Annotated in this window: 24 protein-coding genes; 16 read left to right on the forward strand and 8 right to left on the reverse strand. The window is 74.4% G+C overall.

The genetic code is table 11. The features are described from left to right. Positions 1-210: 210 nt before the first annotated feature. The 3 genes from ACL02U_RS10925 (at position 211) to ligD (ending at position 3170) form a co-directional block, all read left to right on the forward strand. Positions 211-780 carry a DUF2752 domain-containing protein gene (locus ACL02U_RS10925; protein WP_412790520.1) on the forward strand — a complete coding sequence of 190 codons (570 nt, stop codon included), beginning with the start codon at positions 211-213 and terminating at the stop codon, positions 778-780. Positions 781-999: 219 nt separating this feature from the next. After that, on the forward strand, positions 1000-2025 hold the full coding sequence (locus ACL02U_RS10930) for a Ku protein (RefSeq protein ID WP_412790521.1): 1026 nt from the start codon (positions 1000-1002) through the stop codon (positions 2023-2025). 260 nt (positions 2026-2285) lie between these two features. Then, positions 2286-3170 carry a non-homologous end-joining DNA ligase gene (ligD, locus tag ACL02U_RS10935; RefSeq protein WP_412790522.1) on the forward strand — a complete coding sequence of 295 codons (885 nt, stop codon included), beginning with the start codon at positions 2286-2288 and terminating at the stop codon, positions 3168-3170. A gap of 42 nt (positions 3171-3212) precedes the next feature. Here ligD and ACL02U_RS10940 read toward each other — a convergent pair whose 3' ends face one another. Further along, positions 3213-4019, reverse strand: coding sequence for a nuclease-related domain-containing protein (locus tag ACL02U_RS10940; protein WP_412790523.1), 807 nt, complete (start codon positions 4017-4019; stop codon positions 3213-3215). A gap of 151 nt (positions 4020-4170) precedes the next feature. On the opposite strand from ACL02U_RS10940, the gene ACL02U_RS10945 reads away from it, so the two are divergent. The 7 genes from ACL02U_RS10945 (at position 4171) to ACL02U_RS10975 (ending at position 11026) form a co-directional block, all read left to right on the forward strand. Further along, positions 4171-4677, forward strand: coding sequence for a protein phosphatase (locus ACL02U_RS10945; RefSeq protein ID WP_412790524.1), 507 nt, complete (start codon positions 4171-4173; stop codon positions 4675-4677). A gap of 133 nt (positions 4678-4810) precedes the next feature. Beyond that, a complete protein-coding gene (locus ACL02U_RS10950) occupies positions 4811-5590 on the forward strand; it encodes a hypothetical protein (protein ID WP_412790525.1) in 780 nt (259 codons plus the stop codon). Continuing rightward, a complete protein-coding gene (locus ACL02U_RS10955; RefSeq protein ID WP_412790526.1) occupies positions 5587-6900 on the forward strand; it encodes an ATP-binding protein in 1314 nt (437 codons plus the stop codon). Before ACL02U_RS10950 ends, ACL02U_RS10955 begins: the two co-directional genes overlap by 4 nt. A gap of 233 nt (positions 6901-7133) precedes the next feature. Beyond that, positions 7134-7553 carry an SH3 domain-containing protein gene (locus ACL02U_RS10960; RefSeq protein WP_412790527.1) on the forward strand — a complete coding sequence of 140 codons (420 nt, stop codon included), beginning with the start codon at positions 7134-7136 and terminating at the stop codon, positions 7551-7553. A gap of 52 nt (positions 7554-7605) precedes the next feature. After that, positions 7606-8982: an FtsW/RodA/SpoVE family cell cycle protein gene (locus ACL02U_RS10965; RefSeq protein ID WP_412790528.1), complete on the forward strand. Its 1377-nt coding sequence runs from the start codon at positions 7606-7608 to the stop codon at positions 8980-8982. Beyond that, positions 8979-10475 (forward strand): penicillin-binding transpeptidase domain-containing protein, encoded by a 1497-nt coding sequence (locus tag ACL02U_RS10970; RefSeq protein ID WP_412790529.1) that lies wholly within the window; start codon positions 8979-8981, stop codon positions 10473-10475. The genes ACL02U_RS10965 and ACL02U_RS10970 overlap by 4 nt, the downstream gene beginning before the upstream one ends. A gap of 44 nt (positions 10476-10519) precedes the next feature. Beyond that, positions 10520-11026, forward strand: a complete 507-nt coding sequence (locus ACL02U_RS10975) for a DUF3291 domain-containing protein (RefSeq protein ID WP_412790530.1) — start codon at positions 10520-10522, stop codon at positions 11024-11026. 216 nt (positions 11027-11242) lie between these two features. Here the strand turns inward: ACL02U_RS10975 and ACL02U_RS10980 are convergent, their stop codons facing one another. Continuing rightward, positions 11243-12355, reverse strand: a complete 1113-nt coding sequence (locus ACL02U_RS10980) for a ferritin-like domain-containing protein (protein ID WP_412790531.1) — start codon at positions 12353-12355, stop codon at positions 11243-11245. A gap of 161 nt (positions 12356-12516) precedes the next feature. Here ACL02U_RS10980 and ACL02U_RS10985 point away from each other — a divergent pair, with 161 nt between their 5' ends. The 4 genes from ACL02U_RS10985 to ACL02U_RS11000 all read left to right on the forward strand — a co-directional run bounded on the left by ACL02U_RS10985 (position 12517) and on the right by ACL02U_RS11000 (position 15978). After that, positions 12517-13455, forward strand: a complete 939-nt coding sequence (locus tag ACL02U_RS10985; protein WP_412790532.1) for an AurF N-oxygenase family protein — start codon at positions 12517-12519, stop codon at positions 13453-13455. 73 nt (positions 13456-13528) lie between these two features. After that, positions 13529-14182, forward strand: a complete 654-nt coding sequence (locus ACL02U_RS10990; RefSeq protein WP_412790533.1) for a TetR/AcrR family transcriptional regulator — start codon at positions 13529-13531, stop codon at positions 14180-14182. A 10-nt stretch (positions 14183-14192) separates the two neighbouring features. Beyond that, positions 14193-14609, forward strand: coding sequence for a hypothetical protein (locus tag ACL02U_RS10995; RefSeq protein ID WP_412790534.1), 417 nt, complete (start codon positions 14193-14195; stop codon positions 14607-14609). 103 nt (positions 14610-14712) lie between these two features. Continuing rightward, positions 14713-15978: an NlpC/P60 family protein gene (locus ACL02U_RS11000; protein ID WP_412790535.1), complete on the forward strand. Its 1266-nt coding sequence runs from the start codon at positions 14713-14715 to the stop codon at positions 15976-15978. A 147-nt stretch (positions 15979-16125) separates the two neighbouring features. Here ACL02U_RS11000 and ACL02U_RS11005 read toward each other — a convergent pair whose 3' ends face one another. The 5 genes from ACL02U_RS11005 to ACL02U_RS11025 all read right to left on the reverse strand — a co-directional run bounded on the left by ACL02U_RS11005 (position 16126) and on the right by ACL02U_RS11025 (position 22432). Then, positions 16126-17379, reverse strand: a complete 1254-nt coding sequence (locus ACL02U_RS11005; RefSeq protein ID WP_412790536.1) for a styrene monooxygenase/indole monooxygenase family protein — start codon at positions 17377-17379, stop codon at positions 16126-16128. Positions 17380-17471: 92 nt separating this feature from the next. Then, positions 17472-18119: a GTP-binding protein gene (locus ACL02U_RS11010; RefSeq protein WP_412790537.1), complete on the reverse strand. Its 648-nt coding sequence runs from the start codon at positions 18117-18119 to the stop codon at positions 17472-17474. Further along, positions 18100-18546, reverse strand: coding sequence for a DUF742 domain-containing protein (locus ACL02U_RS11015; RefSeq protein ID WP_412790538.1), 447 nt, complete (start codon positions 18544-18546; stop codon positions 18100-18102). The genes ACL02U_RS11010 and ACL02U_RS11015 overlap by 20 nt, the downstream gene beginning before the upstream one ends. Then, positions 18543-19064, reverse strand: a complete 522-nt coding sequence (locus ACL02U_RS11020) for a roadblock/LC7 domain-containing protein (RefSeq protein WP_412790539.1) — start codon at positions 19062-19064, stop codon at positions 18543-18545. The genes ACL02U_RS11015 and ACL02U_RS11020 overlap by 4 nt, the downstream gene beginning before the upstream one ends. Continuing rightward, the gene (locus ACL02U_RS11025) at positions 19061-22432 is read right to left on the reverse strand and encodes a nitrate- and nitrite sensing domain-containing protein (RefSeq protein ID WP_412790617.1); all 3372 of its coding nucleotides are present in this window, start codon (positions 22430-22432) and stop codon (positions 19061-19063) included. Before ACL02U_RS11025 ends, ACL02U_RS11020 begins: the two co-directional genes overlap by 4 nt. A 371-nt stretch (positions 22433-22803) precedes the next feature. Between ACL02U_RS11025 and ACL02U_RS11030 the strand changes: the two genes are divergently transcribed. Then, positions 22804-23589 carry a protein phosphatase 2C domain-containing protein gene (locus ACL02U_RS11030; protein ID WP_412790540.1) on the forward strand — a complete coding sequence of 262 codons (786 nt, stop codon included), beginning with the start codon at positions 22804-22806 and terminating at the stop codon, positions 23587-23589. A 272-nt stretch (positions 23590-23861) separates the two neighbouring features. Here the strand turns inward: ACL02U_RS11030 and ACL02U_RS11035 are convergent, their stop codons facing one another. Further along, positions 23862-24302 (reverse strand): MarR family winged helix-turn-helix transcriptional regulator, encoded by a 441-nt coding sequence (locus tag ACL02U_RS11035; RefSeq protein ID WP_412790618.1) that lies wholly within the window; start codon positions 24300-24302, stop codon positions 23862-23864. A 398-nt stretch (positions 24303-24700) separates the two neighbouring features. Between ACL02U_RS11035 and ACL02U_RS11040 the strand changes: the two genes are divergently transcribed. Further along, positions 24701-25522 carry a lysozyme gene (locus ACL02U_RS11040; RefSeq protein ID WP_412790541.1) on the forward strand — a complete coding sequence of 274 codons (822 nt, stop codon included), beginning with the start codon at positions 24701-24703 and terminating at the stop codon, positions 25520-25522. Positions 25523-25552 lie beyond the last annotated feature (30 nt).

Consider the following 25552-nt stretch of genomic DNA (forward strand, 5'->3'; position numbering starts at 1 on the left):
GACGACGCACCGGCGGCGTCCGGTGCGGCGGGGAACGGGTGGCCGGGGCCCCGGGCGGGAGCGGCGCGTTCACCGGAGCGGAGGATCGGCGGCCCCCTCCAAGGTGCCGCGGCCCGTGCCGTCCCCGGAGAATGAGCACGCGCGGGCGCAGGCCCCGTGGAGCGGGCGGACGGGCGCGGGAAGAGACGGGCACGGGAAGAGGGGGCGACCTTGAGCGAGGCGGCGGCGTCCGGGGCGGAGCGGAGCGGACGGTGGCCACCGGTGCGGGTGGAATGGGACGACCGCGACCGGCACCGGTGGGTGGGTCCGCTGGCGGCGGTCGGGCTGGTCGCGGGGGCCGCGCTGGCGCTGTTCGGGCTTCCTCCGGTGGACCTGCACACCCCGCTGCACTACGCCGGGGTGATGACACCGATGTGCGGCGCCACCCGCGGAATCCACGCGGCGCTGCTGGGCCGGTTGGGCGATGCCTGGCGGTACAACCCGCTCAGCGTGGTCCTCGTGCTGGGTGCCGCCGCCGCGCTGCTGCGGGAGGCCGTCGGCCGGCAGCGCGGTCGGTGGGTGAACCTGCGCCTGACGCACCGCCCCACGGCGTACGTCGCCGGCGCGCTCCTGCTCGTGGCGCTGGAGGCCCACCAGCAGGCCCACGCCGACCTCCTGCGCAGTGGGGCGGCCGCCCGCCCGCCGGCCTGGCTGCTGCTGCCGATCGCCCTCCCGGTGACCGCCGCGGTGACGCTGCTGGTGCTGTCGCTGGTACGCCGGGCGGCTGTGCGGGAGCAGTGAGCGGGACGGTGCGCGGCGGCCGCGGGACGGAACCGAGGACGTCGGCCGGGGCGTACGCCGTACAGGGCCGTACGCCTGCGCCCACCCGACCCCTCGGGGGTCCCGCCCGACCCCTCGGGGGTCCCGCCCGCGCGTTCCCGGACACGGCCGGGCGGCGGATGCCGGGATGCGATCAGCGGCCGGGGGAGGTGCCATGGGGAAACAGGAGGTGGGAAGGCCATGGCACGAGCCGTCTGGAGCGGTGCACTCTCGTTCGGGCTCGTCGCCCTGCCGGTGCAGCTGTTCAGCGCCACGGAGAGCCACACGATCCGCTTCCACCAGCTCCAACGCGGAACGTCCGACCGCGTGCGCAACAAGCGGGTCAACGAACGCACCGGTGACGAGGTCCCCCCGCAGGAGATCGTCAAGGGTTTCGACATGGGCGACGAGTACGTGGTGGTCGAGCCGGAGGAGCTCGACGACATCGCCCCCGGCCAGTCCAAGTCGTTGGAGATCACCGGGTTCGTCGACCTGGACCGGGTCGAGCCGGTCTTCTTCGACAAGACCTACTACCTGGCCCCCAGGGGCAAGGAGTACGCCAAGGTCTACGCCCTGCTCCACAGCGCCCTGGCCCGGGCGAACAAGGTCGGTATCGCCACCGTCGTCATGCGCAACCGCGAGTACCTGGTCGCCGTGAAGGCCGAGGGCGACGTCCTCGCGATGCACACCATGCACTGGGCGGACGAGGTCCGCGACCCCCACCGGGAGATAGGGAGCCTCCCGGAGGAGACGCAGGTCGCCGACAAGGAGCTGCAGACGGCGGTGCAACTGGTCGAGGCGCTGAGCATCGACTGGAAGCCGGACGAGTACCGCGACACGTACCAGGAGAAGGTGCTCCAGCTGGTGGAGGCCAAGCGCACCGGTCAGACGGTCGAGAAGGGCGAGCCGCCGCCGCGCTCCACCAACGTCGTCGACCTCATGGACGCGCTGCGGGCCAGCGTCGAGCAGGCCGAGACGGCACGGAAGGAAGAAGGGACGGCAGGCGGGACGGCAGGCCGGAGGAAAGGCGGTGGGGAAGGGCGCGCCGGACGTGCGTCCGAGAAGGCCGCGAAGCCCTCGTCGTCGGAACTGGCGGAACTGAGCAAGGCCGAGCTCTACCGGCGTGCGTCCGACGCCGACATTCCCGGTCGTTCGTCGATGACCCGCTCGGAGCTGCTCAAGGCTCTCACCGGCAAGGGGGGCAGGCGCGCCGCACGGGCCTCGTGACCAGGAGAGGCCGTGGGCCGGACGTGACCGCGGCCTGCTGCCCCGTCACCCGCGCCGTTCCGGCGCCGACCGGCGTCCTCCGCCCTCGCTCAGGGCTGACGGTCACCACCCACCGCCCTGCGCCGACGCGAACCCTCCGAGCGGAGCAGAAACAGCCGGCGGCGTGAAACCCGTGCGGCCCGGGACCGCGAGAGCGCGCCGCCTGAGCGTGATCCGCCGCCCTCGATGCGACTCCGACCCATGTCTGGGATTGTCGTCCTATGACGCCGATCACGGAGGTGGAGGGGCGGCGGATCACGCTCAGCAACCTGGAGAAGGTGCTCTATCCGGCGACGGGCTTCACCAAGGGCGAGGCACTGCACTACTACGCCACGGCCGCCGGGGTGATGCTGCCGCATCTGCGTGACCGGCCGGTCTCCTTCCTGCGCTATCCGGACGGCCCCGGTGGCGAGGTGTTCTTCACCAAGAACGTGCCGCCCCGGACCCCCGAGTGGGTCACCACCACCGAGGTGCCGCGTACGGAGGGGCCGGCCCGGATGGTGCTCGTCCAGGACCTGCCGACCCTGATGTGGGCGGCGAACCTCGTCGCCGAGTTCCACACCCACCAGTGGGTCGCGCGGGCGCCGGGCCTGGCCGACCGGCTCGTCCTCGACCTCGACCCGGGGGCGCCCGCGACCGTCGTGGAGTGCTGCGAGGTCGCCCTCTGGCTGCGGGAGAGGCTGGCCGAGGACGGGATCGAGGCGTGTCCGAAGACCTCCGGCGCGAAGGGCCTGCACCTGCTGGCGGCGCTGCGGCCGGACCACTCCTCCCGGCAGGCGGCCGACTACGCCAGGCGGCTCGCCGTGGAGGCGGAGCGGGCCATGCCCCGGCTGGTCGTGCACCGCATGACGCGCAGCCTGCGCCCGGGCAAGGTCTTCGTGGACTGGAGCCAGAACGCCGAGCGGAAGACCACCGCCGCGCCGTACACACTCCGGGCCCGGCAGCAGCCCTGGGTGTCGGCGCCGGTGACCTGGGAGGAGGTCGCGCGGTGCGAGGCGCCCGCGCGGCTGGCCTTCACGGCCGCCGACCTGCCCGCGCGGCTGGGGACGTACGGCGACCTGCTCGCGCCGCTGCTCGATCCGCGGAATGCGGGCACCCTGCCCTGAGCACGGCGTCCCCCGGCCGCTGCGGGCTCCGGCCTGCCGGTTTCACACCGCCGTCCAGGTGTGCCGGTCCCTCGCCATCGCGTGCAGGGCCTCCACGTCGGCGGGTTTGAGTACCGCGGCGCCGCGGGCCAGGTCCGGGAGGTCGGTGTCGGACAGGACGCGCACCCCGCGGGGCGGGGTGGCGAGTCCCACCTCCGCCGGGCCGGCCAGCGCGAGCACGGGGCGGACCTCGGCGGTCAGGGCGTGGGAGGCCCGGCCGGCGGCGGCGCGGACCCGGTGCAGCAGCGGCTCCGGCGCGCCGCGGCCCAGGGAGACCAGCGGGTCGGCCACGTGGACCCGCTGCCCCCGGGCGTTCAGCGCGTGCACGGCGAACAGCCCGCCGGGGCCGATCAGCAGGTGGTGGAGGCGGTCTCCGCCCGGCAGGGGCAGCGAGTGCAGCGTGTGCCAGCCGGCGCCGTCGAGCCGGTCCAGGGCCTCGCCCACCGTCTGCTCGGCCTCCAGGGCGCGGCGGCGCGGATCGGGGCGCAGCCAGCGGTGGGTGCGGGAGGGGGCGCGGTCGAGGGCGACGAGCAGGGCCTCGCCCGGGCGGTTGGGGGCGAGGTCGTCGTCGGGATGCAGGGTCAACCGGGCGAGTTCGGCGGGATTGGGCGGCGGGGGCGGGCCGATCGCGACCTCGCCGGTCAGGAACGGGCCGAGCGCGTCCAGCACGTCGTCCCTGCTGTCGTCGCTGAGCAGGTTCACGCGGCCGGCGTCAGGGTCGTACCAGGCCACGTTGCTCCCGTCGGTGCGGCAGACGTACAACTGTTCGTGGCCGTGCCGCCAGGTCGGTATGACGCGCAGTCGGCTCATGCACCATCACCCCAATCGCCCCCCTGACCATGGGAACAGGTGGGGTGCTCCGGCGGCAAGAAGACGGCTACTTTGGAGGGGGTCCGGGCGGCTCGGCGACCCGACCGCCCGGAGGGCACGGACATGCGTGTGGCCGGTTGGGGAGGCGCCGTTGCGTACCCGCAGGAGAGAACCCGACGTACCGGCTCCGGACAGCCCGTGGAGCGAGATCTCGCCCGGCCTGTGGATGGGCGGGCACGAGTACCGGCGGCGCGGCGGGCAGCTGGAGCGCGCCGTCGTCCGGGACGAGTTCGACCTGGTGCAGACGCTGCTGCGGCTGCCGGGCCACGGACCCGCCTCCGGCGTGGAGCACCACGTCTGGCCGATCCCGGACGGTCCGCTCGACGCGACGCAGCTGGCGGGCGTGATCCGGCTGGCCCAGGCCGTGGGCGAAGCACTGGACGGGGGCCGCCGGGTCCTGGTCCGCTGCTACCACGGGTACAACCGTTCCGGCCTGGTGGTGGCGCACGCACTGGTGCGCCGGGGGTACCCGCCCGAGGCCGCGATCCGGCTGATCCGCTCGCGCCGCTCGCCCTGGGCGCTGCACAACGAGCTGTTCGTCGCCTACCTGCGGGCGGGGCTGCCGACGGCGCGCCTGCTGGAGGAGCTGGCGGAGTAGGGCGCCCGGACGGCGGACCCGGCGGGGCGGGCGGCGGGGCGGCCACCGGATGCGGACGTGCCCGCGCATACCTGCCTATTGAATGACGCATAGGGTGGACGGGGCCGTCGACGATCCAGACCGCAGGAGTCCCGTGCCCCGCCGCCGCCCCGACCGAGCCGCCCTCGCGGCCGCGGCCGCCGTCCTGCTGGCGACGGCCACGGCCTGCGGTGACACGGGCGGTCTGCGCAGCGCCGGGCCGACCCCCACCGCGATCACCCCGGCCCGGCTCTGGCCGGGTCTGACGCCGGCGTCCTCGCCCGCCTACGACATCGACGAGGTGGAGCGGGAGACGGTCAAGAGCGTCACGGTCCCCGGTGACGACATCCGGGCGGTGGACCCGGCCGCGATCGTGCGGGCGGAGATCGCGGCGAACCCGGACGACTACACCGGGGCCAAGGCTCCGTACCGGGAGACCGCCGCGCGGATGGCCGACTGCGCGTCCGGCGGCGACCGCGCCCGCTGCCCGGTGCTCGAGCCGTACTACTGGGACCTCACGGGGGACGGGCACGAGGACCTGGCGCTGGGGTTCCGGCAGCTTCCGGGCCCGCTGACGGCCGTGCGGGTCTACACCGTCGAGGGGCACCGGCTGGTGCAGGTCATGGCGTGGGAGGACGCGGTGAGCGCCGTGGAGCTCGCCGGACGCTCGCTGGTGATCAGCTCGCCGTCCGACCTGGCGCGCTACGAGTACCGCCTGGAGTGGACCTGGGACCCCGAGCAGCGGGCGATGCTGCTGACCCACGACGAGATGGTCCGCACCGGCGGCGGGCCGGGTGGGCCGCGGACGCCCGGCCTGCCGCGCCGGTCGCCGCCGAGCGTGTCGCCGTCCGCGCGCCCCGCCCCGTCGCCGTCCGGCCCCGCGGGGGACCGATGAGGCGGGTGTTTCCGCAGTGGGCCGGGGCGCTCGCGGTGAAGTCCGCGCTGTTCATCACCGTGATGTGCTGCGCGCTGGCGGCGCTGCTGGGCGTGCTGGTGCACGTGCAGGTCACCGACCGGACCGTCGGCCAGGCCCGCGATCTGGCGCTCGACCGGCTGACGAACGCCACCCGGGCGTACGAGGCCGGGGACGCGCTGCTGCCGGGCAGCGCCGTCGACCCGCGGGACCTGCCCGGACCGCTGCGGCGGCTCACCGCCGGCGGGCAGCGCGGCACCATGGTCGCCGTCAGCCGCGGCCGGCCCACGATGTGGGCGGCCGGTCCGGTGGACGGCGGCCGGGCGCTGGCGGTACGGGTCGACTACACGCAGCAGGCGAGCACCATCGAGGGGTTGGACGACGCCATCCTGTGGTCCTCCCTGCTGGCGATCGGCGCGACACTGCTGGTCGGGGCGTTCGCGGTGACCCGGGTGACGCGGCGGCTGCACGCCACCGCGCGGGTGGCGCGGCGGATCAGTGCGGGCGACCTGCACGCGCGGGTCGACGATCCGCGGGCGCGGAACGGAAGCCGGCCGCAGGACGAGGTCGCGGCGGTCGCCTCGGCACTGGACTCCATGGCGGCGTCTTTGCAGGGCAAACTGCTGGCGGAGCAGCGGTTCACCGCGGACGTGGCGCATGAGCTGCGCACCCCGCTGACCGGGCTGCACGCGGCGGCCGAGCTGCTGCCGCCGGGCCGGCCGACCGAACTGGTGCGCGACCGGGTGGCGGCGCTGCGGACGCTGACCGAGGACCTGCTGGAGATCTCCCGGCTGGACGCCGGGCGGGAGCGGCTGGACGTGGACTCCGAGGAGCTGGGGGCGCTGGCCGCGCGGGTGGTGCGGGCCTCCGGCACCGACACGGAGGTGGAGATCGCGCGGGACGCGTGGGTGGAGACCGACCGGCGGCGGCTGGAGCGGGTCCTGGGCAACCTCGTCGCCAACGCGCACGGGCACGGGCGGGCGCCGGTGGTGCTGCGGGTGGACGGACCGGTGGTCGCCGTGCGGGACCACGGGGACGGCTATCCGCCGTACCTCGTGGCGCACGGCCCGCAGCGGTTCCGCAGCGAGAGCGGATCCCAGGGGCACGGACTGGGCCTGACCATCGCACTGGGCCAGGCGGAGGTCCTGGGGGCGCGACTGGCGTTCGGCAACGCCCCCGACGGCGGCGCGGTGGCGACGCTGACGCTGCCGGCGACTCCCCCGGCCCCGTCCACCGCACCCGCCCCGCCTTCCCCGGCCTCCCCGCCGGCCGGCCCCCCGGCGGCGCCCTGACGCACGCACCCGCCCCGCGCAGCCGACGGGGCCGCGCGCCGCCCGGCGCGAGCGCGTCCGCGCGTGCCGCCCCACGCCGTACCACCCCACGCCGTACCACCCCACGCCGTACCACCCCACGCCGTACCGCCCCCGCCCCTTCCCGCCCCGATGGCCCAGTGCGACGCGCACACCCCGGAGCGCACTCCTAATGTGGCGTTTAGTCAGTTACGCCCCATCCGGAGGTACTCCGCATGTCCCTGCGTTCCTCTCTGACCCGCCTCGCCATAGCGGGGGCCGCCGGCGCCCTCGCCACCGCCGCCGCCGTCACCCCCGCGGCCGCCTCCGGCGACCGGGGGGACGACCCCGGCGCCGCCCGCCACGACGACGGCGCACACGAGACCTGGAGCCATCACGGCTCCCACGAACACGAGCAGACCGGCCCTTACAAGGGTGTGGTCACGGCGTCGACACTGCTGCTGCGCAGTGCACCCAACCGCGGCGGCCAGGTCATCCGCACCGCCCACCGCGGCGACGTCGTCTCGATCTTCTGCAAGACCGCCGGCCAGAACATCCAGGGCAACCCCCTGTGGTACCTGCTCACCGACGGCACCTGGGCGTGGGGTGCGGCCCGCTACATCGACAACATCGGCCCCGCGCCGCGCTGGTGCTGACACGCGCCCCCGATCCGGCGAGCAACTCGCCTCATTTGGGTAGGTTCCGGACATGACGAAGGCCGGAACCGGAACACCCCCGGCGGCGGTTCACGCCCCCACCCCTGCGGTGCCCCTCCCCCGGCGCCGCGGCGTCGAGCTCTCCCTCACCGTCGTCGCCGTGCTGCTGTCGGTGTACGGCTACTGCGAGGTCGGACTGGCCCGCACCGGGTCCCTGCCGCCCGGCGCCGTCGGTTACGGCGCCGGGCTCGGCGCACTGGCGCTTCTCGCCCATCTCGCGGTGCGGCTGCGCGCACCCTGCGCCGACCCGCTTCTCCTGCCGATCGGCGTCCTGCTCAACGGGCTGGGCCTGGTGCTGATCCACCGGCTGGACCTGGAGACCCCGAACGACCGGGCCGCCCCCGCCCAACTCGTGTGGTCGGCGCTCGGCGTCGCCCTGTTCACCGCCGTCGTCGCGGTGCTGCGCGACCACCGCGTCCTGCAGCGCTACAGCTACGTCTGCGTCGTCGCCGCCCTCGCCCTGCTCATGCTGCCGATCCTGTTCCCCGCGGTGAACGGCGCACGGATCTGGATCCGGATCGCCGGGTTCTCCATCCAGCCGGGCGAGTTCGCGAAGGTGCTGCTCGCGGTGTTCTTCGCCGCCTATCTGGCCGCCAACCGGGGAGCGCTCGCGTACGCCGGCCGCCAGGTGTGGCGGCTGCGCCGGCTCCGGCTGCCGACCGGGCGGGTCCTCGGCCCGATCCTCACCGTCTGGCTGGTCAGCGTGGGCGTGCTGGTCCTCGAACGCGACCTCGGCACCTCCCTGCTGTTCTTCGGCCTGTTCGTCGTACTGCTGTACGTGGCCACCGGCCGCACCGGCTGGATCGCGGTCGGCCTGCTGCTCGCCGCGCTCGGCGCCTTCGCCGTCGGCCACCTCGAACCGCACGTCCACGCCCGTGTGCAGGACTGGCTGGCCCCGTTCGCGTCCATCGAGGCCGGACGGGGACCCAACCAGCTCGCCCAGTCGCTGTTCGCGTTCGCGGCCGGCGGGGTGACCGGCACCGGACTGGGAGAAGGCCACTCCGTCCTGATCGGCTTCGCCGCGAAGTCCGACTTCATCCTCGCCACGGCGGGCGAGGAACTGGGCCTGGCCGGCCTGTCGGCGATCTTCCTGCTGTACGCGCTGCTGGTGGAGCGCGGCTTCCGGGCCGGGCTCACCCTGCGCGAGCCGTTCGGCCGCCTGCTCGCCGTCGGGCTGGCCTCGATCGTCGCGCTGCAGGTCTTCGTGATCGCCGGCGGGGTGACCGGCCTGATCCCGCTGACCGGCATGGCGATGCCGTTCCTGGCGCAGGGCGGCTCGTCGGTCGTCACCAACTGGGCGATCGTCGCCCTGCTGATCAGGGTCAGCGACTCCGCGCGCCGGCGGTACGACGGAGAGGCGACGCCTTGAACCTCCCCCGGGACCTCGACCACACCCGGCCCGGCGGCACGCCGGCCGTCCGCCGCGCCGCCGCGTTCTGCGTCCTGCTGCTGGTGGCGCTGCTGGCCAACGCCACCCGCGTGCAGCTCGTGCAGTCGGACACCTACGACGACAACCCCGCCAACCGCCGCGCGTCCATCGCCCGCTACGCCCGACCCCGCGGGGACATCCTGGTCGGCGGGCGCCCGGTGACCGGCGCGAAGGACACCCGCGAACAGCTCCGCTACGAGCGGACCTACGCCGACGGCCCGATGTACGCGCCCGTCACCGGCTTCTCCTCGCAGGCGTACGGCACCACGCTGCTGGAGCACACCGAGGACGGCGTGCTGGCCGGCACCGACCCCCTGCTGTCCCCGCTGCCGCTGCTGGACGGCCTCACCGGGGCCCGCGCTCCGGGCGGCGACGTCGCCACCACGCTGAACCGGGCCGCGCAGCGGGCCGCCTACGCGGGGCTGTACGGGCGCAAGGGCGCGGTGGCGGCGGTCGAGCCGGCCACCGGCCGCATCCTGGCCCTGGTGTCGGCCCCCTCCTACGATCCGGCGCTGCTGTCCGGGAACGGGCCGGCGGCGGCCCGCGCCTGGGCCCGGCTGAACGGTGACCCGGACCGGCCGATGCTCAACCGGGCCGTCCGGCAGACGTACCCGCCCGGCTCCACCTTCAAGGTGGTCACCGCGGCGGCGGCGCTGGAGGCGGGCGTGGTGAGCGACCTCGACGCGCCGACGGACTCCCCCGACCCGTACCGGCTGCCCGGCACCACGACCTTCCTCACCAACGAGGGCGCCGGCTGCGCGGACGCCTCGCTGCGCGCGGCGTTCGAATGGTCCTGCAACACGGTGTTCGCGCGGCTCGGCGTGCGGGTGGGCGTGGACCGGATGGTCGCCGCGGCCCGTGCCTTCGGCTTCGACGGACGGAGCCCGCGGGTGCCGTTCCCGGTCGCTCCGAGCACCTTCGACACCACCTCGGACAAGGCGCAGCTGGCGCTGTCGTCGATCGGCCAGTACAACACCCGGGCCACACCGCTGCAGATGGCGATGGTCGCGGCGGCGGTCGCCGACGGCGGGCGGGTGCGGACGCCGTACCTGGTGGAGCGGACGACCCGGGCCGGCGGGACGACCGTGTCGGCGGCCGGCCCCCGCCCGGCCCGGCAGGCGATGAACCCGATGACCGCGAGGCGCATGCGGGAGCTGATGACGGACGTGGTGCGGGAGGGGACCGGCACCAACGCCGCCATCCCGGGTGCGGTCGTCGGCGGGAAGACCGGCACCGCGCAGCACGGCGTCGGCAACTCCGGAACCCCGTACGCCTGGTTCGTCTCCTGGGCGCAGGGCGAACGGGACGCGGTGCCCCGGGTCGCGGTGGCGGTGGTGGTGGAGGACGCGGACGACGACCGCGGGGACATCAGCGGCGGCGGGGACGCGGCGCCCGTCGCGCGGGCCGTGATGGAGGCGGTGCTCAGGTCGTGAGACGGGGGCTACCGCCCTGCTCCGCACCGGCATACCGTCGCCGGATGACCGACGACGCCCGCTGGGATCTCGCCCAGGTGAACATCGCCCGCCTCAAGGCACCGCTGGACTCCCCGCAGTTGAAGGACTTCGTCGACGCGCTCGACCCGGTGAACGCCGACGCGGACGCCGCCGAGGGCTTCGTGTGGCGGCTGCAGGGCGAGAGCGGATACGCCACGGACGTGCCGGTCCTCGGCGACGACTGGCTGATCGTCAACATGTCGGTGTGGCGGGACGCGGACGCCCTGACGGCGTACATGTACCGGGGCCGCCACCGGGAGATGCTGGCCCGGCGCCGGGAGTGGTTCGAGCGGCTGGCGGAGGCGGCGACGGCCCTGTGGTGGGTGCCTGCGGGACACCGGCCGAGCGTGGCGGAGGCCGAGGAGCGGTTGCTGCACCTGCGCGGCCACGGACCGACGCCGTACGCGTTCACCCTGCGCAGCCCCTTCCCGGCGGCCGCGGCGGAACCGGTCGCCGCCGAGGGCCGGGAGGGGCTCGGCAGCGCGGTGTGAGGCACCGCGCTGCCGCCATGCCGCCGCACCGGCTGTGCAGTCGTGCCGGGCGTGCCGGGCGAGCCGGGGTGCCGCCGCGCGACGGCGCCCCGCCCTCGGCCCCGGCGAACGCCCGGCGGGCTCCCGGCGGGCTCCCGGCGGGCTCCCGGCGGGCTCCCGGCGGGCTCCCGGCGAAGCCTGTCCGCGCCGTTCGGCCCCCGCTCGCGGGGAGGGTGATCAGGCGTCCGGGAGCCGGCCCTCGGCAATCGCCTGCTCGACCTCCGCGACCCGCTCCTGCTCCTCCGCCGCGAACCGCTCGGCGTCCAGCTTCTCGGCGATCTCCTCGTCCTGCGCCATCAGCAGGTCGAGGTTGGAGTCGCCCAGTTCGAGGACGCCCATGTCGACGTAGGCCTGCTGGAGCCGCTTGCCCCACAGGCCGATGTCCTTCACGCAGGGCACGATGCGGGAGAACAGCAGCCGCCGGAACAGGGCGAGGAACTCGGACTGCTCGCTGAGCGCCTCGGCCTCCGCCTTCGGGATGCCGAAGTTCTCCAGCACCTCCACTCCGCGCAGGCGGTCGCGCATGAGGTAGCAGCCCTCGATGACGAACTCCTCGCGCTCGCGCAGTTCGGCGTCGCTGAGCTGCCGGTAGTAGTCGCGCAGGGCCATGCGCCCGAAGGCGACGTGGCGGGCCTCGTCCTGCATGACGTAGGCCAGGATCTGCTTCGGCAGCGGCTTGTCCGTGGTGTCCCGGATCATCCCGAACGCGGCCAGCGCCAGCCCCTCGATCAGCACCTGCATGCCCAGGTACGGCATGTCCCAGCGGCTGTCGCGCAGGGTGTCGCCGAGCAGGGACTGGAGGTTGTCGTTGATCGGGTAGAGCAGGCCGATCTTCTCGTTCAGGAAGCGGCCGTAGATCTCGGCGTGCCGGGCCTCGTCCATCGTCTGGGTGGCCGAGTAGAACTTGGCGTCCAGGTCCGGCACCGACTCCACGATCCGCGCCGCGCAGATCATCGCGCCCTGCTCGCCGTGCAGGAACTGGCTGAACTGCCAGGAGGCGTAGTGCTTCCGCAGCTCGCCCCGGTCGCGTTCGGTCATCTTCGCCCAGTGCGGCGTGCCGTACAGCGACATCGCCTCGTCCGGGGTGCCGAGCGGGTCCTGCGGATCGACCTCCAGTTCCCAGTCGATGCGCCGCTGCCCGTCCCACTGCTTGTCCTTGCCCTTCTGGTACAGGGCCAGCAGGCGGTCGCGGCCGTCGTCGTACTCCCAGCTGAAGCGGGCCTCGCCGGTGGCGGGCACCTGCCAGTGGGGGTCTCCCGGATCGCGGGCGTACAGGTCGTAGGTCGGCATGCCCGCAGGCTCACACGCGGTAGACGCCGGGTCAACAAGTCCCGCGGGAGGGATTGACGTGCTTGCTGACAAGCAGTCTCATAAGAGCGAGCGGCGGGGACACCCGCCCTGTCCCGCGGGCCGTGTCCCGCCACGCCCCCGTACGACGAGGTGGATCAGCCATGACGACCCTGACGGAAGCCGACGCGCTGGACGGGCTGCGCGACGCGCTCGGTCTGCTCAAGGACCGGGAGCAGGTGGCCGAGCGGCTGCTCGCCTCCTCCGCCAAGCACTCCTTCGACCCGGACAGGGAACTGGACTGGGACGCGCCCTTCGAGGAGGGCAAGTGGTTCTGGCCGCCGGAGCTGGTGTCCCTGTACGACACACCGATGTGGCGGCGGATGAGCGAGGAGCAGCGCATCCTGCTCTCCCGGCACGAGGCCGCCGCGCTCGCCTCGCTCGGCATCTGGTTCGAGCTCATCCTGATGCAGCTGCTGGTCCGCCACGTCTACGACAAGGCGGCGACGAGCGCGCACGTGCGCTACGCGCTCACCGAGATCGAGGACGAGTGCCGGCACTCGAAGATGTTCGCGCGGGTGATCTCCCGGGGCGGCACGCCCTGGTACCCCGTCGGCAGGGCGCACCAGAACCTGGGCCGCCTGTTCAAGACGATCTCCACCACCCCCGGCTCCTTCACCGCCACCCTGCTGGGCGAGGAGGTCCTCGACTGGATGCAGCGCCTGACCTTCCCCGACGAGCGGGTGCAGCCGCTGATCCGCGGCGTGACGCGCATCCACGTGGTGGAGGAGGCCCGGCACGTGCGCTACGCCCGCGAGGAGCTGCGCCGGCAGATGGTGACCGCCCCCAAGTGGTCCCAGGAGTTCACCCGGGTCACCTCCGGTGAGTTCGCCCGCGTCTTCTCCGTCGCCTTCGTCAACCCGGACGTCTACGCCAACGTGGGTCTGGACAAGCAGGAGGCCATGGCGCAGGTGAAGGCCAGCGGGCACCGCCGCGAGGTGATGCAGAACGGCGCCGGGCGGCTCACCGACTTCCTCGACGACATCGGTGTGCTGCGGGGCGTCGGACGGCGGCTGTGGAGGTCCTCGGGCCTGCTGGCCTGAGGAGGTCCCCCCAGCGGGCGGCGGGAGCGGCCGGCCCGGGCGCCGCGGGCCCGTACCGGTTAGCCTGCCACCCATGACCCCCTCCGCCGCCACCCCCGCCTACCGCCGCCTCAGCGTCGAGGAGCGGCGCAGCCAGCTGCTGCAGGCCGCACTGTCGCTGTTCGCGCACCGGGCGCCGGAGGAGGTGTCGCTGGACGACGTGGCGGAGGCGGCCGGGGTGTCCCGTCCGCTGGTGTACCGGTACTTCTCCGGCGGCAAGCAGCAGTTGTACGAGGCGGCGCTCCGGTCGGCCGCGGACGAGCTGCGGCAGTGCTTCGACGAGCCGCACCACGGCCCGCCGCTGCCCCGCCTCGCCCGCGCCCTGGACCGCTACCTCGCCTTCGTCGACCAGCACGACGCCGGTTTCAGCGCACTGCTGCAGGGCGGCAGCGTGGTGGAGACCTCCCGCACCGGCGCCATCGTGGACGGGGTCCGCCGGGCCGCCGCGGAGCGCATCCTCAGCCACCTGGAGGTCGGCGACCCCGGCCCCCGGCTGCGGATGACCGTGCGGATGTGGATCACCGCGGTGGAGGCGGCCTCGCTGATCTGGCTCGACGAGGGCAAGGAGCCGCCCGCCGACGAGCTGCGGGACTGGCTGGTGGAGCAGTTCGTGGCCGTGCTCACCGTCACGGCGGCCCGCGACGCCCAGACCGCGACCGTGCTCTCGACCCTCGCGGGGGATGGCTGACACTGGTGGGGTGAAGAGCGAAGACACCCCCTTCGAGGGCGGGCCCATGGACGGCCGGGTACTGCCGGTGCTGCTCGGGCCGACCGGGCAGCCGCCCAAGACCTACCGCATCCCGGTGCCGGAACCGTCCGGCGGCCCGCCCACCGTGCTGGTGTACCGGAGGGAGCCGCGGGGACACAGCAAGCGGCTGGGCCTGCCGCGGGGCTGGAAGTACGTCTTCGACCCCGCGGGCGACCCGTACGGCGGCCGGCTGCGGTGGCCCTGGTCGAAGCCCGTCACCGGCCCGCGCCCCCAGCCCGCGGACGACCTGCCGCACCCCGCACCCCCGACCGGGCCGCACGACGGAACCGCGGCCGGCCCGCACGACGGCGGCCCGGACGGACCGGACGCCACGCCGGGCGGCGGCGGGAAGGACGCCGACGGGTGACGCGGTTGCGCCGTTCCGCGCAGTTCGGCGCGCGGACCCGGCGCACCCCGCCCCAGGCTCGCGGTGCGGAGCAGAGGGGCTGCTGCGCACCGGAGGTGATGGCATGTCGGGAAGGGTGCTGCGGCTGGTCTGTACGGCGATGGTGGCGGCGCAGCTCGCCCTGGCCCCCGGCCCCGCCGGGGCCGCCCCCGAGCCACCCGCCCCGTCAGGACCCTCGGGGCCCTCGGGGCCCTCGGGGCCCTCGGGGCCCTCGGGGCCCTCGGGGCCCTCGGGGCCCTCGGGGCCGTTCGGGGCACCGGGGCCGTCGGCCGGGCCGGACCCGGCGAGCGCGCCGGAGGCGAACCCTCCCGCCGGGCAGCGCTCGGCCGGTGAACTGCTGACCGAACTCCAGCGGCTCTACCGGCAGGCGGAGCAGGCCAGCGAGGCCTACAACGCCACCGAGGAGCAGCTCTCCCGACGCCGCGCCGAGACCGAACGGCTGGACAGCGCGCTCGCCCGCACCCGGCTGTCCCTCCAGGACACCCGGGGCGCCGCCGGACGGCTCGCCCGGCAGCAGTACCAGGCCAGCACGGAACTGTCCCGCTACCTGCGCCTGCTGCTCGCCCGCGATCCGCAGCAGGCCCTCGACCAGGGCCATGTGATCGGCCGGCTCGCCCGGAAGCGGGCCGAGGCCGTGCAGCGGCTCCAGGGCACCGAGCGCCGCAGCGACGCGCTCGCCCGGCGCGCCCGGAAGGCCCTGGACGACCAGCTCACCCTCACCGCACGGCGCAAGGAGCAGCGCGACGACGTCCGCGACCGGCTGCACGAGGTCGAGTCGCTGCTCGCCTCCCTGAGCCCCGAGCAGCTGACCGCGGTCGCCGCACGGGAACAGGCCGGCATCGACACGGCCCAGCGGACCTTCATGGCCTCCGGCGCGCTCGACGAAGGCCGCCCGCCGTCCGCACAGGGCGACCGGGCCGTCCGCTACGCCGTACGGCAGCTCGGCAAACCGTACGAATGGGGTGCCGAGGGTCCCGATGCGTACGACTGCTCCGGCCTGACCTCGCGGGCCTGGCAGTACGCGGGCGCCCCGATCCCGCGCACCAGCCAGGAGCAGTGGGCGCGTCTGAGGCGGGTGCCGTTGGGCGAGCTCAGGCCCGGCGACCTCGTCGTCTACTACCCCGAGGCCACCCACGTCGCCCTGTACCTGGGCGACGGCACAGTGATCCAGGCACCCCGGACCGGCGAGCGGATCGAGGTCTCCCCGATCGCCTCGCACCCGATCCTGGGCGCGGTACGCCCCGACCCCCGGCAGACCCCCCTCAGCCGCTACGAGGCGCCGCCGCTCCCCGGCCTGCCGGAGAACCCTCCGGGACCCTCCCACCCGTAGTTCGCATCGGGGGGACCGAGCGCCGGCGGACACGGACGGCCCCGTACATCCGGGGCCGTCTGCGGGCCGTCCGAGGGCAGTCGACGCCGGCCGACAACGGCGGAGGGCGACAGTCAGAGCCGGGGTCGGGGCCCGGTCAGGGCCCGGTCAGGCGCCGGCGGCCGAGGCCAGGTAGGCGCCGGTCTTCTCCGGGTCGTAGAAGAAGTTCTCGAAGTCGGCCGGGTCGTTGAAGGCGTTGGCGAACCGGTCGGCGACCGGCTGCATCTGGCCGGCGGCGCCGATGAGGTCGAGGATGTGCTCGGGCGGGGGCGCCAGCATGGCGTTGGTCCACTTGGTGACGTGCTGCGCGGTCTGCCAGTACCGGTCGAAGGTCTGCCGCATCCAGTCCTCGTCGAACTCCTTGTCCCCGTGTTCGAGGACGGCGTCGAGGTAGGCGGCGGCGCACTTGGACGCCGAGTTGGAGCCCTGACCGGTGATCGGGTCGTTGGCGACGACCACGTCGGCGACGCCGAGGACCGCGCCCCCGCCGGGAAGCCGGCCGATCGGGTTGCGCACGGTGGGCGCGTAGCGGCCGCTCAGCGTGGCGCCCGCGTCGGTCAGCTCCACCTTGGTGGCCCGCGCGTACTCCCAGGGCGTGTACCGCTCCATGAGCTCCAGGGTCAGGGACAGGTGCTCTGCGGGGTCCTTGACACCCCTGAAGACGTCCAGCGGGCCGCCCGGCACCCCCTCCCAGAACAGTATGTCGGCCGGGCCGGAGAGGGTCAGCGTCGGCATGACGAACAGCTCGCCGACGCCCGGGACCAGGTTGCAGCGGACGGCGTACCGGTCGGGGTGCTCGGGGCGCGGGCCGAGCCCGTGCACGTAGGCCACGGCCAGCGCGCGCTGCGGCTCGCGGTACGGGGAGCGCGCGGCGTCCCGCTCGAACATGGACACCAGTTCGCCCTTGCCGGCCGAGACGAGGACGAGGTCGTAGGCGCGGGAGAAGTAGTCCAGGTCGGAGACGGCGGCGCCGTGGATGACGAGTTGGCCGCCGCGCTGGGCGAAGGCCTCCATCCAGCCGGCCATCTTGACCCGCTGGTCGACCGACTGGGCGTACCCGTCCAGCCGGCCCATCCAGTCGATGGCGCGGGCCGCCGGGCCCTCGGCCCAGGAGCCGGGTGCCGCCACCGAGACGCCGAGCCCCTCGATCCTCGGGGCCTGGGACTCCCAGAAGTTGAGCTGGAGATCGCGCTCGTGCTGCAGCGCCGTGTGGAACATGCACTGGGTGGACATGACCCGGCCGGAGCGGATCTCGTCCGCGGTCCGGTTGGACATCAGGGTGACCTCGTACCCGTGCGACTGGAGGCCGAGCGCGAGCTGGAGGCCGGACTGGCCGGCCCCTATGACGAGTATCTTCCGCATGCGGGTGGTGTCTCCTACGGGGAGCTACGGGTGCTGGGGACTCAGGGCTGAGGACTGGGGAGTGCGCTGCGGCGGGGGCGGCACGGCGCCGCCTATTCGGGGGTCTCGTCCAGGGCGTGGCCGACGAGGGAGAGCAGGGTCTCGACCACGGGGGCCCGCAGCCGCGCGTCCATGATCATGACGGGTATGTGCGCGGGGATCGTCAGGGCCTCGCGGACGTCCGCGGCCTCGAAGAGTTCGCTGCCGTCGAAGTGGTTGACCGCCACCACGTACGGCAGGCCGCAGCTCTCGAAGTAGTCCAGCGCCGGGAAGCAGTCCTTCAGGCGCCGGGTGTCGGCCATGACGACCGCCCCGATCGCGCCGCGCACCAGGTCGTCCCACATGAACCAGAACCGCTGCTGCCCCGGCGTACCGAACAGGTAGAGCACCAGGTCGTCGTCGAGGGTGATGCGGCCGAAGTCCATGGCCACGGTGGTGGTCAGCTTGCCCGGAGTGGCGGTGAGGTCGTCGGTGTCCTCGCTCGCCTCGGTCATCAGCGCCTCGGTCTGCAGGGGCGTGATCTCCGAGACGGAGGTGACCAGCGTGGTCTTCCCGACGCCGAACCCGCCCGCCACGACGATCTTCGTGGCGATGGGGGCGCGGGCGGGGTCCGTCTGCCCGCGTTCGGGATCCGGCCCGACGGCCGGGTCGGCGGCGAGGGGGGAGACGCCCGGTGCGGCGTCAGAGACGGCGGAGTCCACTCAGCACCCTTTCCAGCAGAGCGCGGTTCGGCCGGCCCGTACCATGGCCGGTACCCGTTCCGTACACACGGATCTTTCCCTGGTCCGCGAGGTCGCTCAGCAGCACGCGGACCACGCCGAGCGGCATCTTCAGCAGCGCGGCGATCTCGGCCACCGTCCGCATACGGCGGCACAGTTCGACGATGGCCCGCATCTCCGGCATCACGCGGGTGGCGAGCGTACCGCCCCCGCCCTCCAGCGCGTGGGCGGCCCCCCCGGTCAACTCCCTCTGCTCCGGAGGGGACTCCAGCGCCGCCACGTAGGTCTCGACGAGGAGCACGTGCCCGAAGCGGGTGCGCCCGCCGGTGAGCGAGTAGGGGCGGACCCGGGCCGGTTTGCGGCCGCCGCCGCGCACCGGGAGCTTCTTCGGCGCACCGTCGCCGCTCATCGCAGGCTCTCCGGCGACTCGGGCCCCGAGGACTCCACGGACTGGCGGAGCTCGCTGCGCAGTTCGGGGGTGAGGACGTGGCCGGCGCGGCCGACGAACAGGGCCATGTGGTACGACACCACGCTCATGTCGCAGTCGGCGGAGCCGTGCACGCCGAGCAGCGAGCCGTCGCTGATCGACATCACGAAGAGGCTGCCCTCCTCCATCGCCACCATGGTGTGCTTCACCCCGCCGAACTGCATGAGCCTGGCGGCGCCGACGGTGAGGCTGCCGATGCCGGAGACGACGGTGGCGAGGTCGGCGGAGGAGCCGCGGGGGCCCGCCGTCCGCGCCTCGCGGGTCTGCTCGGCCTGCCGGGACCGGACGTGCTGCCCCGGGTCGGAGGAGAGGAGCAGCAGGCCGTCGGAGGAGACCACCGCGACGGACTGGATGCCCGGCACCTCCTCGACGAGATTGGTCAGCAGCCAGTGCAGGTTGCGGGCCTCATTGCTCAGTCCGAAGGTACTGGGCGCGGTCAACTGCTTGCCTCCTCGACGGTGCCCCCCGTGGGTTGATCTACATGTGCGGGGCGCGTGGCGGGGTCGGCCGCGGGCGCCCTGTTCCGGCCGGTCTGCTCGGCGATCTCCGCCTCCGCGGCTCGGTAGCCGGCCTGGGCGCCGCTGCGGAACCCGCCGAGGCGGCGGCGCAGGGCGTCGGCGTCGACCGAGCCGCTCCGCCGGCGGGGTGCCTCGGCGGGTGCGGTGATCTTCGGGGTGCGCTTGGGCAGCCCCTTGTCGGTGAGCCGCTCCTCGGGCTCCGCGCCGGTGCCCCCCGCACCTGGCGCGGGGCCGCCCGGAGGGGCCGGTTCGGTGTCCCGTTCGGAGGCGGGACGGTGGTGCGCGGTGTGCTGTCCTCCGGTCCGCGCCGGGTCCTCGCCGCGGGTGTGTGCGGGAGACCCGTCGTCGCTGTGCGCCGGGTGCTCGCCCCGGGTGGCGGGGTCGGCGGGCGGGACCGCCGGGTCGGCGGACGGCGCCGTTTCGGCGGGCGGGACCGCGGGGTCGGTGGGCGGCGCCGTTTCGGCGGGCGGCGACCATGCGCCCTCGGCGCGTGGAGCCGGCTGCCGGGGATCGGCGGTCCGCTCCGCCTCCGCGTCCTGCCGATCCGGGTGCCGGGTGCGCGGAGCCGGGATCAGCAGTTCCATGGTCGTCTCGGCCGGGCTCTCCGGATGTCCGTCGCCCGCGGGGACACCGGACGCGGCGGGCGCGGCGGAGGTCGCCGGGGATCCGGTCGCGTCCGGGCCCGCGGGTCTCGCGGCCGCTTCGGTCGCGGCGGGGTCCCGGGGCGCCTCCGGCGCCCCGGGGGCGGTGGGCCTCCGGAGGGCGTCCGGCGCGTCGAACTCGCCGGGAGCCGCAGCCGACCCGGCGGCATCAGCCGCGCCGGCCGGATCGGAGGCGCCGTCGTCGGGCCGTGCTGGCCCGTGCCCGGCGTCGGACGCCGCGTGGGCCGTGCGAGAGGAGTCCCCCTCGTCCCGGGTCCGGGCGGCCGCGTCATCGGCGGCATCGGCCGGGTGAGCCGCGTGGGCCGCCGGGTCGGCGGGGTGGGCCGGGGTCGCCGGCTCCGGTGGCTGCGCGCCTTCCGCCTCCGGTGCGGCGCCGGTCGGGGTCTGCGCCCCCTGCTCCCGCACGGTCCGCTCGGCGAGCGCGACCAGCGGGTCTCCGTCGGCCGTCCGGCCGTGCAGGACGTTGGAGTTGGCCTCCGCGTCGGCGCCGGGCAGGGAGAAGGCGCCGGTGGTGCCGTCGGCGTGCGCCGTGCTCGGCGGGGCGGCGGTGCCGGCCAGCAGCACGGTCGGCAGCACGACTACGGCGGCGAGGCCGCCCTGCTTCTGCTCGCGCAACCGCACCCGTACACCGAGCCGGTGGGCGAGGCGGGCGACGACGTACAGGCCGAGCCCGAGGCCCTCGCCGCCCTCCTGGTCGTACGGTACTTCCGGGTCGAAGTCGGCGAGACGGGCGTTGAGCCGCCCCAGACGCTCCTCGGGCAGCCCGATGCCCTCGTCCTGCACGGAGAGCATCACCTCGCCGTTCTCCAGCAGCCAGCCGGAGACCTCGACGGGCAGGTCGGGCGGCGAGAAGGCGGTGGCGTTCTCCATCAGCTCGGCCAGCAGATGGGAGAGGTCGTCCGCGGCGAACCCGGCCACGTGCGCGTGCGGAGGCAGCGCGGCGATGCGGACCCGCTCGTAGCGCTCGATCTCGCTGACCGCTGCCCGGACCACGTCGACCAGCGGCACCGGGCCCGGGTGCTGCTGGACGTGCTCCGTCCCGGCGAGGACCAGGAGGTTCTCGCTGTGGCGGCGCATGACGGTGGCGAAATGGTCCAGCTTGAACAGGGTGGCCAGGCGGTCGGGGTCGTGCTCGCGCTCCTCCAGCCCCTCGATCACGGCGAGCTGCCGCTCGACCAGTCCCAGGGTGCGCAGGGCCAGGTTGACGAAGGTGGAGCCGATGGTGGCGCGCAGCCGTTCCAACTGCGCTGCGGAGTCGGCGAGTTCGGCACGCAGTTCCTCGCGGGCGTCGGCCGTCTTCTGCCGTTCGCCGACCAGGTGCCGCCGGTCGGCCTCCAGGGTGCCGACGCGTTCCCCGAGGGCCACGGCGGTCGCGTGCAGGGTGTTGACGGAACGGACCACCTCGGCGAACTCGTCGTTGCGTCCGGTGAAGCGCACCGGTTCCTCGGTCGCCGGTTCCGCGGCTTGGGCGAGCCGGCCCGAGCCCAGGCGCAGCGCGGCGAGCGGGCGGGTGAGGCTGCGGGCCATGGCGGTGGCGATGCCCACGGTGAGCAGCACCAGCGCGCCGAGTGCGGCGATGCGGATCTCCAGGGCGGTGACGTCGTCGTCCCGCAGCCGCTCCAGGTCCTTGACCCGGTGGTCGTAGAGCGCGGACTCGGCGCCGCGCATCAGGTCCAGCCGGGCGGTGAGCGCGGCGTCGACCTTCTTGGCGCTGGTGTCGAGTTCGCCGTCGTCCAGGGTGGGCCGGTCGGTGAGCGAGGCCAGGTACCGGTCGGCGGTGTCCACCTCGGGTCCGGTGACGGTGGAGTCGTAGGCCGTCGTGCTCTGCTTCGGCGCGGTCTCCCGGAAGCCGGCCAGGTCGGCGTCGGAGCGCAGCCGGGCCTGCTGGGCGGCGGCGGTGAGCGCGTCCCGCTTCTTGGCGTCCGCGTCCGAGGAGTCGGTGACGGTGTCCGACAGGCCGGTGACGGGGTCGTAGACGGTCCGGGTCCGGGTGGGCACGTTCAGTGCGGCGACCAGCAGTCCGCGCGCGGCGGCCGCCTGCTGGACGGCGGAGTCCAGTTCGGCCTGTGCGTGGGCCCCGGCTCCGGCCCGAGGCGGCATCCGGTCGGCGAGCTGCTCGGCGAGCCGGTGCAGTTCGGCGATGGTGGCGGAGTACGTCCGATGCGCGTCGAGAGCGCTGCTCCTGCCGGTGAGCGCCGCTCGCCGGACGGTGGCGATGCCGTCGAGTTCCGCGCGCAGTGAGTCCGGGGTGTCGGGGTCCGCGCGCAGTTCCTCGACCTGCCGGTCGACCCGGGCGCTGCGCTGCTCGTCCGGCGCCTTCGACTTGGGCCGGCCGGCGGCGACGTACGAAGTCACGTCGTCGCGTTCGTCGGCGAGCGCGTGGGCCAGGACGAGCGCCTGCTGGGTCTGCTCGGCCAGCGTCACCAGATCCTGCGAGTCCTTCAACCGGCCGGAGGCGGCGAGCACCGACGGCGCCCCCGCCCCGGCGACGGCGGCGGCCACCACGGCCACCGCCACGATCAGCCGATTGCGTACGTGGGTCGGTCGGCCCCTTCCGACGGGAGGACGCTCCGGGCCTCCCTCGGGGGCCGACTGCCTGCCTGTGCGCCGAGGCCGCTTCTTCTGCACCGGTGCTCGCATTCCTGACTCGTGTACCCATGGGCCCGGATGACGCCCCGTCAACAGGCGGCACGTACCTCCGGTACGGTTCCCGACCCTCCCAGTGCCGGTGGGCGGTGGTCTCACATCACCTGACCCGCCACCCGAAGGAGTGAACCCTGGGGAGGAGTTGGCGGGCAAGTTGCGCCGGCACGGCCAGTGGCCCTGTCCGGCAGGCCGGTTGGACGTCCGCGACAGGCTTTGGCAGGATTCGCCGCCACGCCTCCCGCCGGTCGGCCATTCCCGCCCAAACCAGGCGTCCGACCTGCACGGGCGCGCGGGAGGCGGGGTGGATACCGGCCTTTGGCGAAGCCTGTGAAGACCTGGTGCAGACTGGCCTGATGCATACGGAACTCGTCTCCGAGCCCGGCGACCCCGACCGTCCCAACGAGGACTTCGCGAGCGTCGGCGTCCCGGCCCACGGGCAGGGCGGGACCCTGGTGGTACTGGACGGGGTGACACCGCCGCGGGGCAGGACGGGGTGCGTCCACTCGGTGCCCTGGTACACCGCGAGGCTCGGCGGCGCACTGGCCGAACTGGCCGTTTCCCGCCCGGACATACCGCTGCAGAAGGCCCTGAGTCAGGCCATTGCCCGTACCTCCGCAGCGCACGTCGAAACCTGTGACCTTTCTCACCCCCGCACCCCGCAGGCGACGGTCGCGCTGGCCCGCTGGTCCGACACGGCGGTCGAGTACCTGGTCCTCTCCGACTCGGTCCTCCTGCTGGAGGCCCCCGACGGCACGGTCGCCCCGTTGCTCGACGACCGGCTGGCCCGGTTGCCCCGCGCCCTCCTCGCCACCGACGAGATCGCCGACGCGAGGGCCCGGAACAGGGAGGGCGGCTTCTTCACCGCCGCGGCCGACCCGTCGGTCGCCGAACGGGCGGTGACCGGCTCCGTCCCCCGCTCCCGGGTCCGCGCCGTGGCGGCGCTGACGGACGGCGCGGGACGCTGGGTGGAGAAGTTCGAGGCGGGCGACTGGGCGGACTGCCTGGCCCTGCTGCGGAAGGAGGGAGCCCGGGCACTGGTGGCGCGGGTCCGCGAACTCGAGCGGTCCGACCTGGAGCGGGTGTTCCTGGGGCGGAGCAAGACGCACGACGACGCGACGGTGGTGTACGCCGAGCTCTGAGCCGGCGCGCCACGCCGTCGCGCCGACCCGGGCGGAGCCACGGGGCCGACGGGGAGCTCCGCCGGCAGGGGCCCGACGGAGGCGGGGCGGGCAGGGGCCCGACGGAGGCGGGGCCGGCAGGGGCCCGACGGAGGCGGGGCCGGCAGGGGCCCGACGGAGGCGGGGCGGGCAGGGGCCCGACCGGCGGGGGTGCGGCCGGCGGTGCACGACCGGCGGAGGCCGGGCCGGCAGCGCGCGACCGGCGGGGGTGCGGCCGGCCGAGGGGGTGCGGCCTACTTCTCCATGCTCCGGTTCAACTGCTCCAGCAGTCGGGCCAGTTCGGCCACCTCGCGGCGGTTCCAGTGCGAAAGCTGGCTGACGTAGCGGGCACGACGGGCCTCCCGGACGCTGCCCACCCGGCGGCGCCCCTCGTCGGTGAGGTGGACCAGCCAGGCGCGGCCGTCCGCCGGGTCGGGCTCGCGGGCCACCAGGCCCAGGTGCTCCAGGGCGCGCAACTGGCGGGACATGGTGGCCTTGCCGACGCCGATGTACGCGGCCAGGTCGGTGGCCCGCTGCCGGCCGCACTCGTCGAGTCGTACGAGCAGCCCGTAGGCGGCGGACTCCAGGTCGGGGTGGACCTCGCGGGCCATCTCGCCCTGGCTGGCCCGGGCCCGTCGCAGGAACAGCGTCAGCTCACGTTCCAGAGAGAGGAACTCGCGGGAACCGTGCTCCACGGCGGCGGTGGGCGCCGCCCCGCCCCGTCGGCCGGTTCCGTCCCGGCCGTCCCCGCCGCCTCCGGCGTTCACGCCGTCCCCGCCGTCCCCGCCGTTCACACCGCTCGCGGAGCTGTCGCCCTCGTGCACGTCCGTCACCCGATCCGGTTTCCCGATGCTGAAAGTTTCCGCCGACGTACTTCATCGCCGCAGCTTGGCCAGTATTTCGCAGGGCTAGACCAACGGCAGCCCCCGGCCCCCTTCCCAGCAGCGGGTCTACGTGCGTAGCTTGTTCAGCGGGCAAGTGAATGACATGGCCACGACATGCTTACCGCCGCATGCACGCGCACCTCGCGTGGCCCGCCCGCGCCGCACGCCGCCCCAGCGTTCCCCCACCGACGCCTCCGGAGGCTCCCCCCATGCCTGTGCACGGATCCGTTCCCCTGCGTCCCAGCCTGGTCGCGGCAACCGCCGCGGCCCTGCTCGCCGCCCTCTCCCCGGCGCTCCCCGCGTCCGCGCAGACCGAAAGCATCCCCGCCCGCGGCTCCGCCTACATGGGCATGGGCGTCCCGGCCCACGACGGGGAGTCCGGCACCCCCGTCCCCGGCGACGCGACCCGGACCGAGGGCGTCGACGTCTCCGGCCACCAGGGCAACGTCGCCTGGTCGACCCTCTGGAACAGCGGCGTCAAATGGGCCTACGTCAAGGCCACCGAGGGCACGTACTACCGGAACACGTACTTCGCCCAGCAGTACAACGGCTCGTACAACGTCGGCATGATCCGCGGCTCGTACCACTTCGCGACCCCCGACACCACGAGCGGCGCCACCCAGGCCAACTACTTCGTCGACCACGGCGGCGGCTGGTCCGGCGACGGCAAGACCCTGCCCGGCGCCCTCGACATCGAGTGGAACCCGTACGGCGCCGCCTGCTACGGCAAGTCGCAGAGCGGGATGGTCAGCTGGATCCGCTCCTTCCTCAACCAGTACAGGTCCCGCACCGGACGCGACGCCGTCGTCTACACGGCCACCAGCTGGTGGAAGCAGTGCACCGGCAACTACGGCGGGTTCGCCACCGCCAACCCCCTGTGGATCGCCCGCTACTCCTCCTCCGTGGGCGAGCTGCCGGCCGGCTGGTCGTACTACACGATGTGGCAGTACACGTCCTCCGGGCCCACCGTCGGTGACCACGACCGGTTCAACGGCGCCCTGGACCGGGTGCGCGCCCTCGCCGACGGCTGAGCCCCGGACCGGCGGCGGAGCCGCCGACCG

The organism is Streptomyces sp. MS06, assembly GCF_047200655.1.
Classification (GTDB): Bacteria; Actinomycetota; Actinomycetes; order Streptomycetales; family Streptomycetaceae; genus Streptomyces.

Coding starts and splice junctions, on each gene's coding strand:
- ACL02U_RS10930 (WP_412790521.1), top strand. CDS start 1,000: ATGGCACGAGCCGTCTGGAGCGGTGCACTCTCGTTCGGGCTCGTCGCC.
- ligD (WP_412790522.1), top strand. CDS start 2,286: ATGACGCCGATCACGGAGGTGGAGGGGCGGCGGATCACGCTCAGCAAC.
- ACL02U_RS10940 (WP_412790523.1), bottom strand. CDS start 4,019: ATGAGCCGACTGCGCGTCATACCGACCTGGCGGCACGGCCACGAACAG.
- ACL02U_RS10955 (WP_412790526.1), top strand. CDS start 5,587: ATGAGGCGGGTGTTTCCGCAGTGGGCCGGGGCGCTCGCGGTGAAGTCC.
- ACL02U_RS10960 (WP_412790527.1), top strand. CDS start 7,134: ATGTCCCTGCGTTCCTCTCTGACCCGCCTCGCCATAGCGGGGGCCGCC.
- ACL02U_RS10965 (WP_412790528.1), top strand. CDS start 7,606: ATGACGAAGGCCGGAACCGGAACACCCCCGGCGGCGGTTCACGCCCCC.
- ACL02U_RS10975 (WP_412790530.1), top strand. CDS start 10,520: ATGACCGACGACGCCCGCTGGGATCTCGCCCAGGTGAACATCGCCCGC.
- ACL02U_RS10980 (WP_412790531.1), bottom strand. CDS start 12,355: ATGCCGACCTACGACCTGTACGCCCGCGATCCGGGAGACCCCCACTGG.
- ACL02U_RS10985 (WP_412790532.1), top strand. CDS start 12,517: ATGACGACCCTGACGGAAGCCGACGCGCTGGACGGGCTGCGCGACGCG.
- ACL02U_RS10990 (WP_412790533.1), top strand. CDS start 13,529: ATGACCCCCTCCGCCGCCACCCCCGCCTACCGCCGCCTCAGCGTCGAG.
- ACL02U_RS11000 (WP_412790535.1), top strand. CDS start 14,713: ATGTCGGGAAGGGTGCTGCGGCTGGTCTGTACGGCGATGGTGGCGGCG.
- ACL02U_RS11005 (WP_412790536.1), bottom strand. CDS start 17,379: ATGCGGAAGATACTCGTCATAGGGGCCGGCCAGTCCGGCCTCCAGCTC.
- ACL02U_RS11015 (WP_412790538.1), bottom strand. CDS start 18,546: ATGAGCGGCGACGGTGCGCCGAAGAAGCTCCCGGTGCGCGGCGGCGGC.
- ACL02U_RS11030 (WP_412790540.1), top strand. CDS start 22,804: ATGCATACGGAACTCGTCTCCGAGCCCGGCGACCCCGACCGTCCCAAC.
- ACL02U_RS11040 (WP_412790541.1), top strand. CDS start 24,701: ATGCCTGTGCACGGATCCGTTCCCCTGCGTCCCAGCCTGGTCGCGGCA.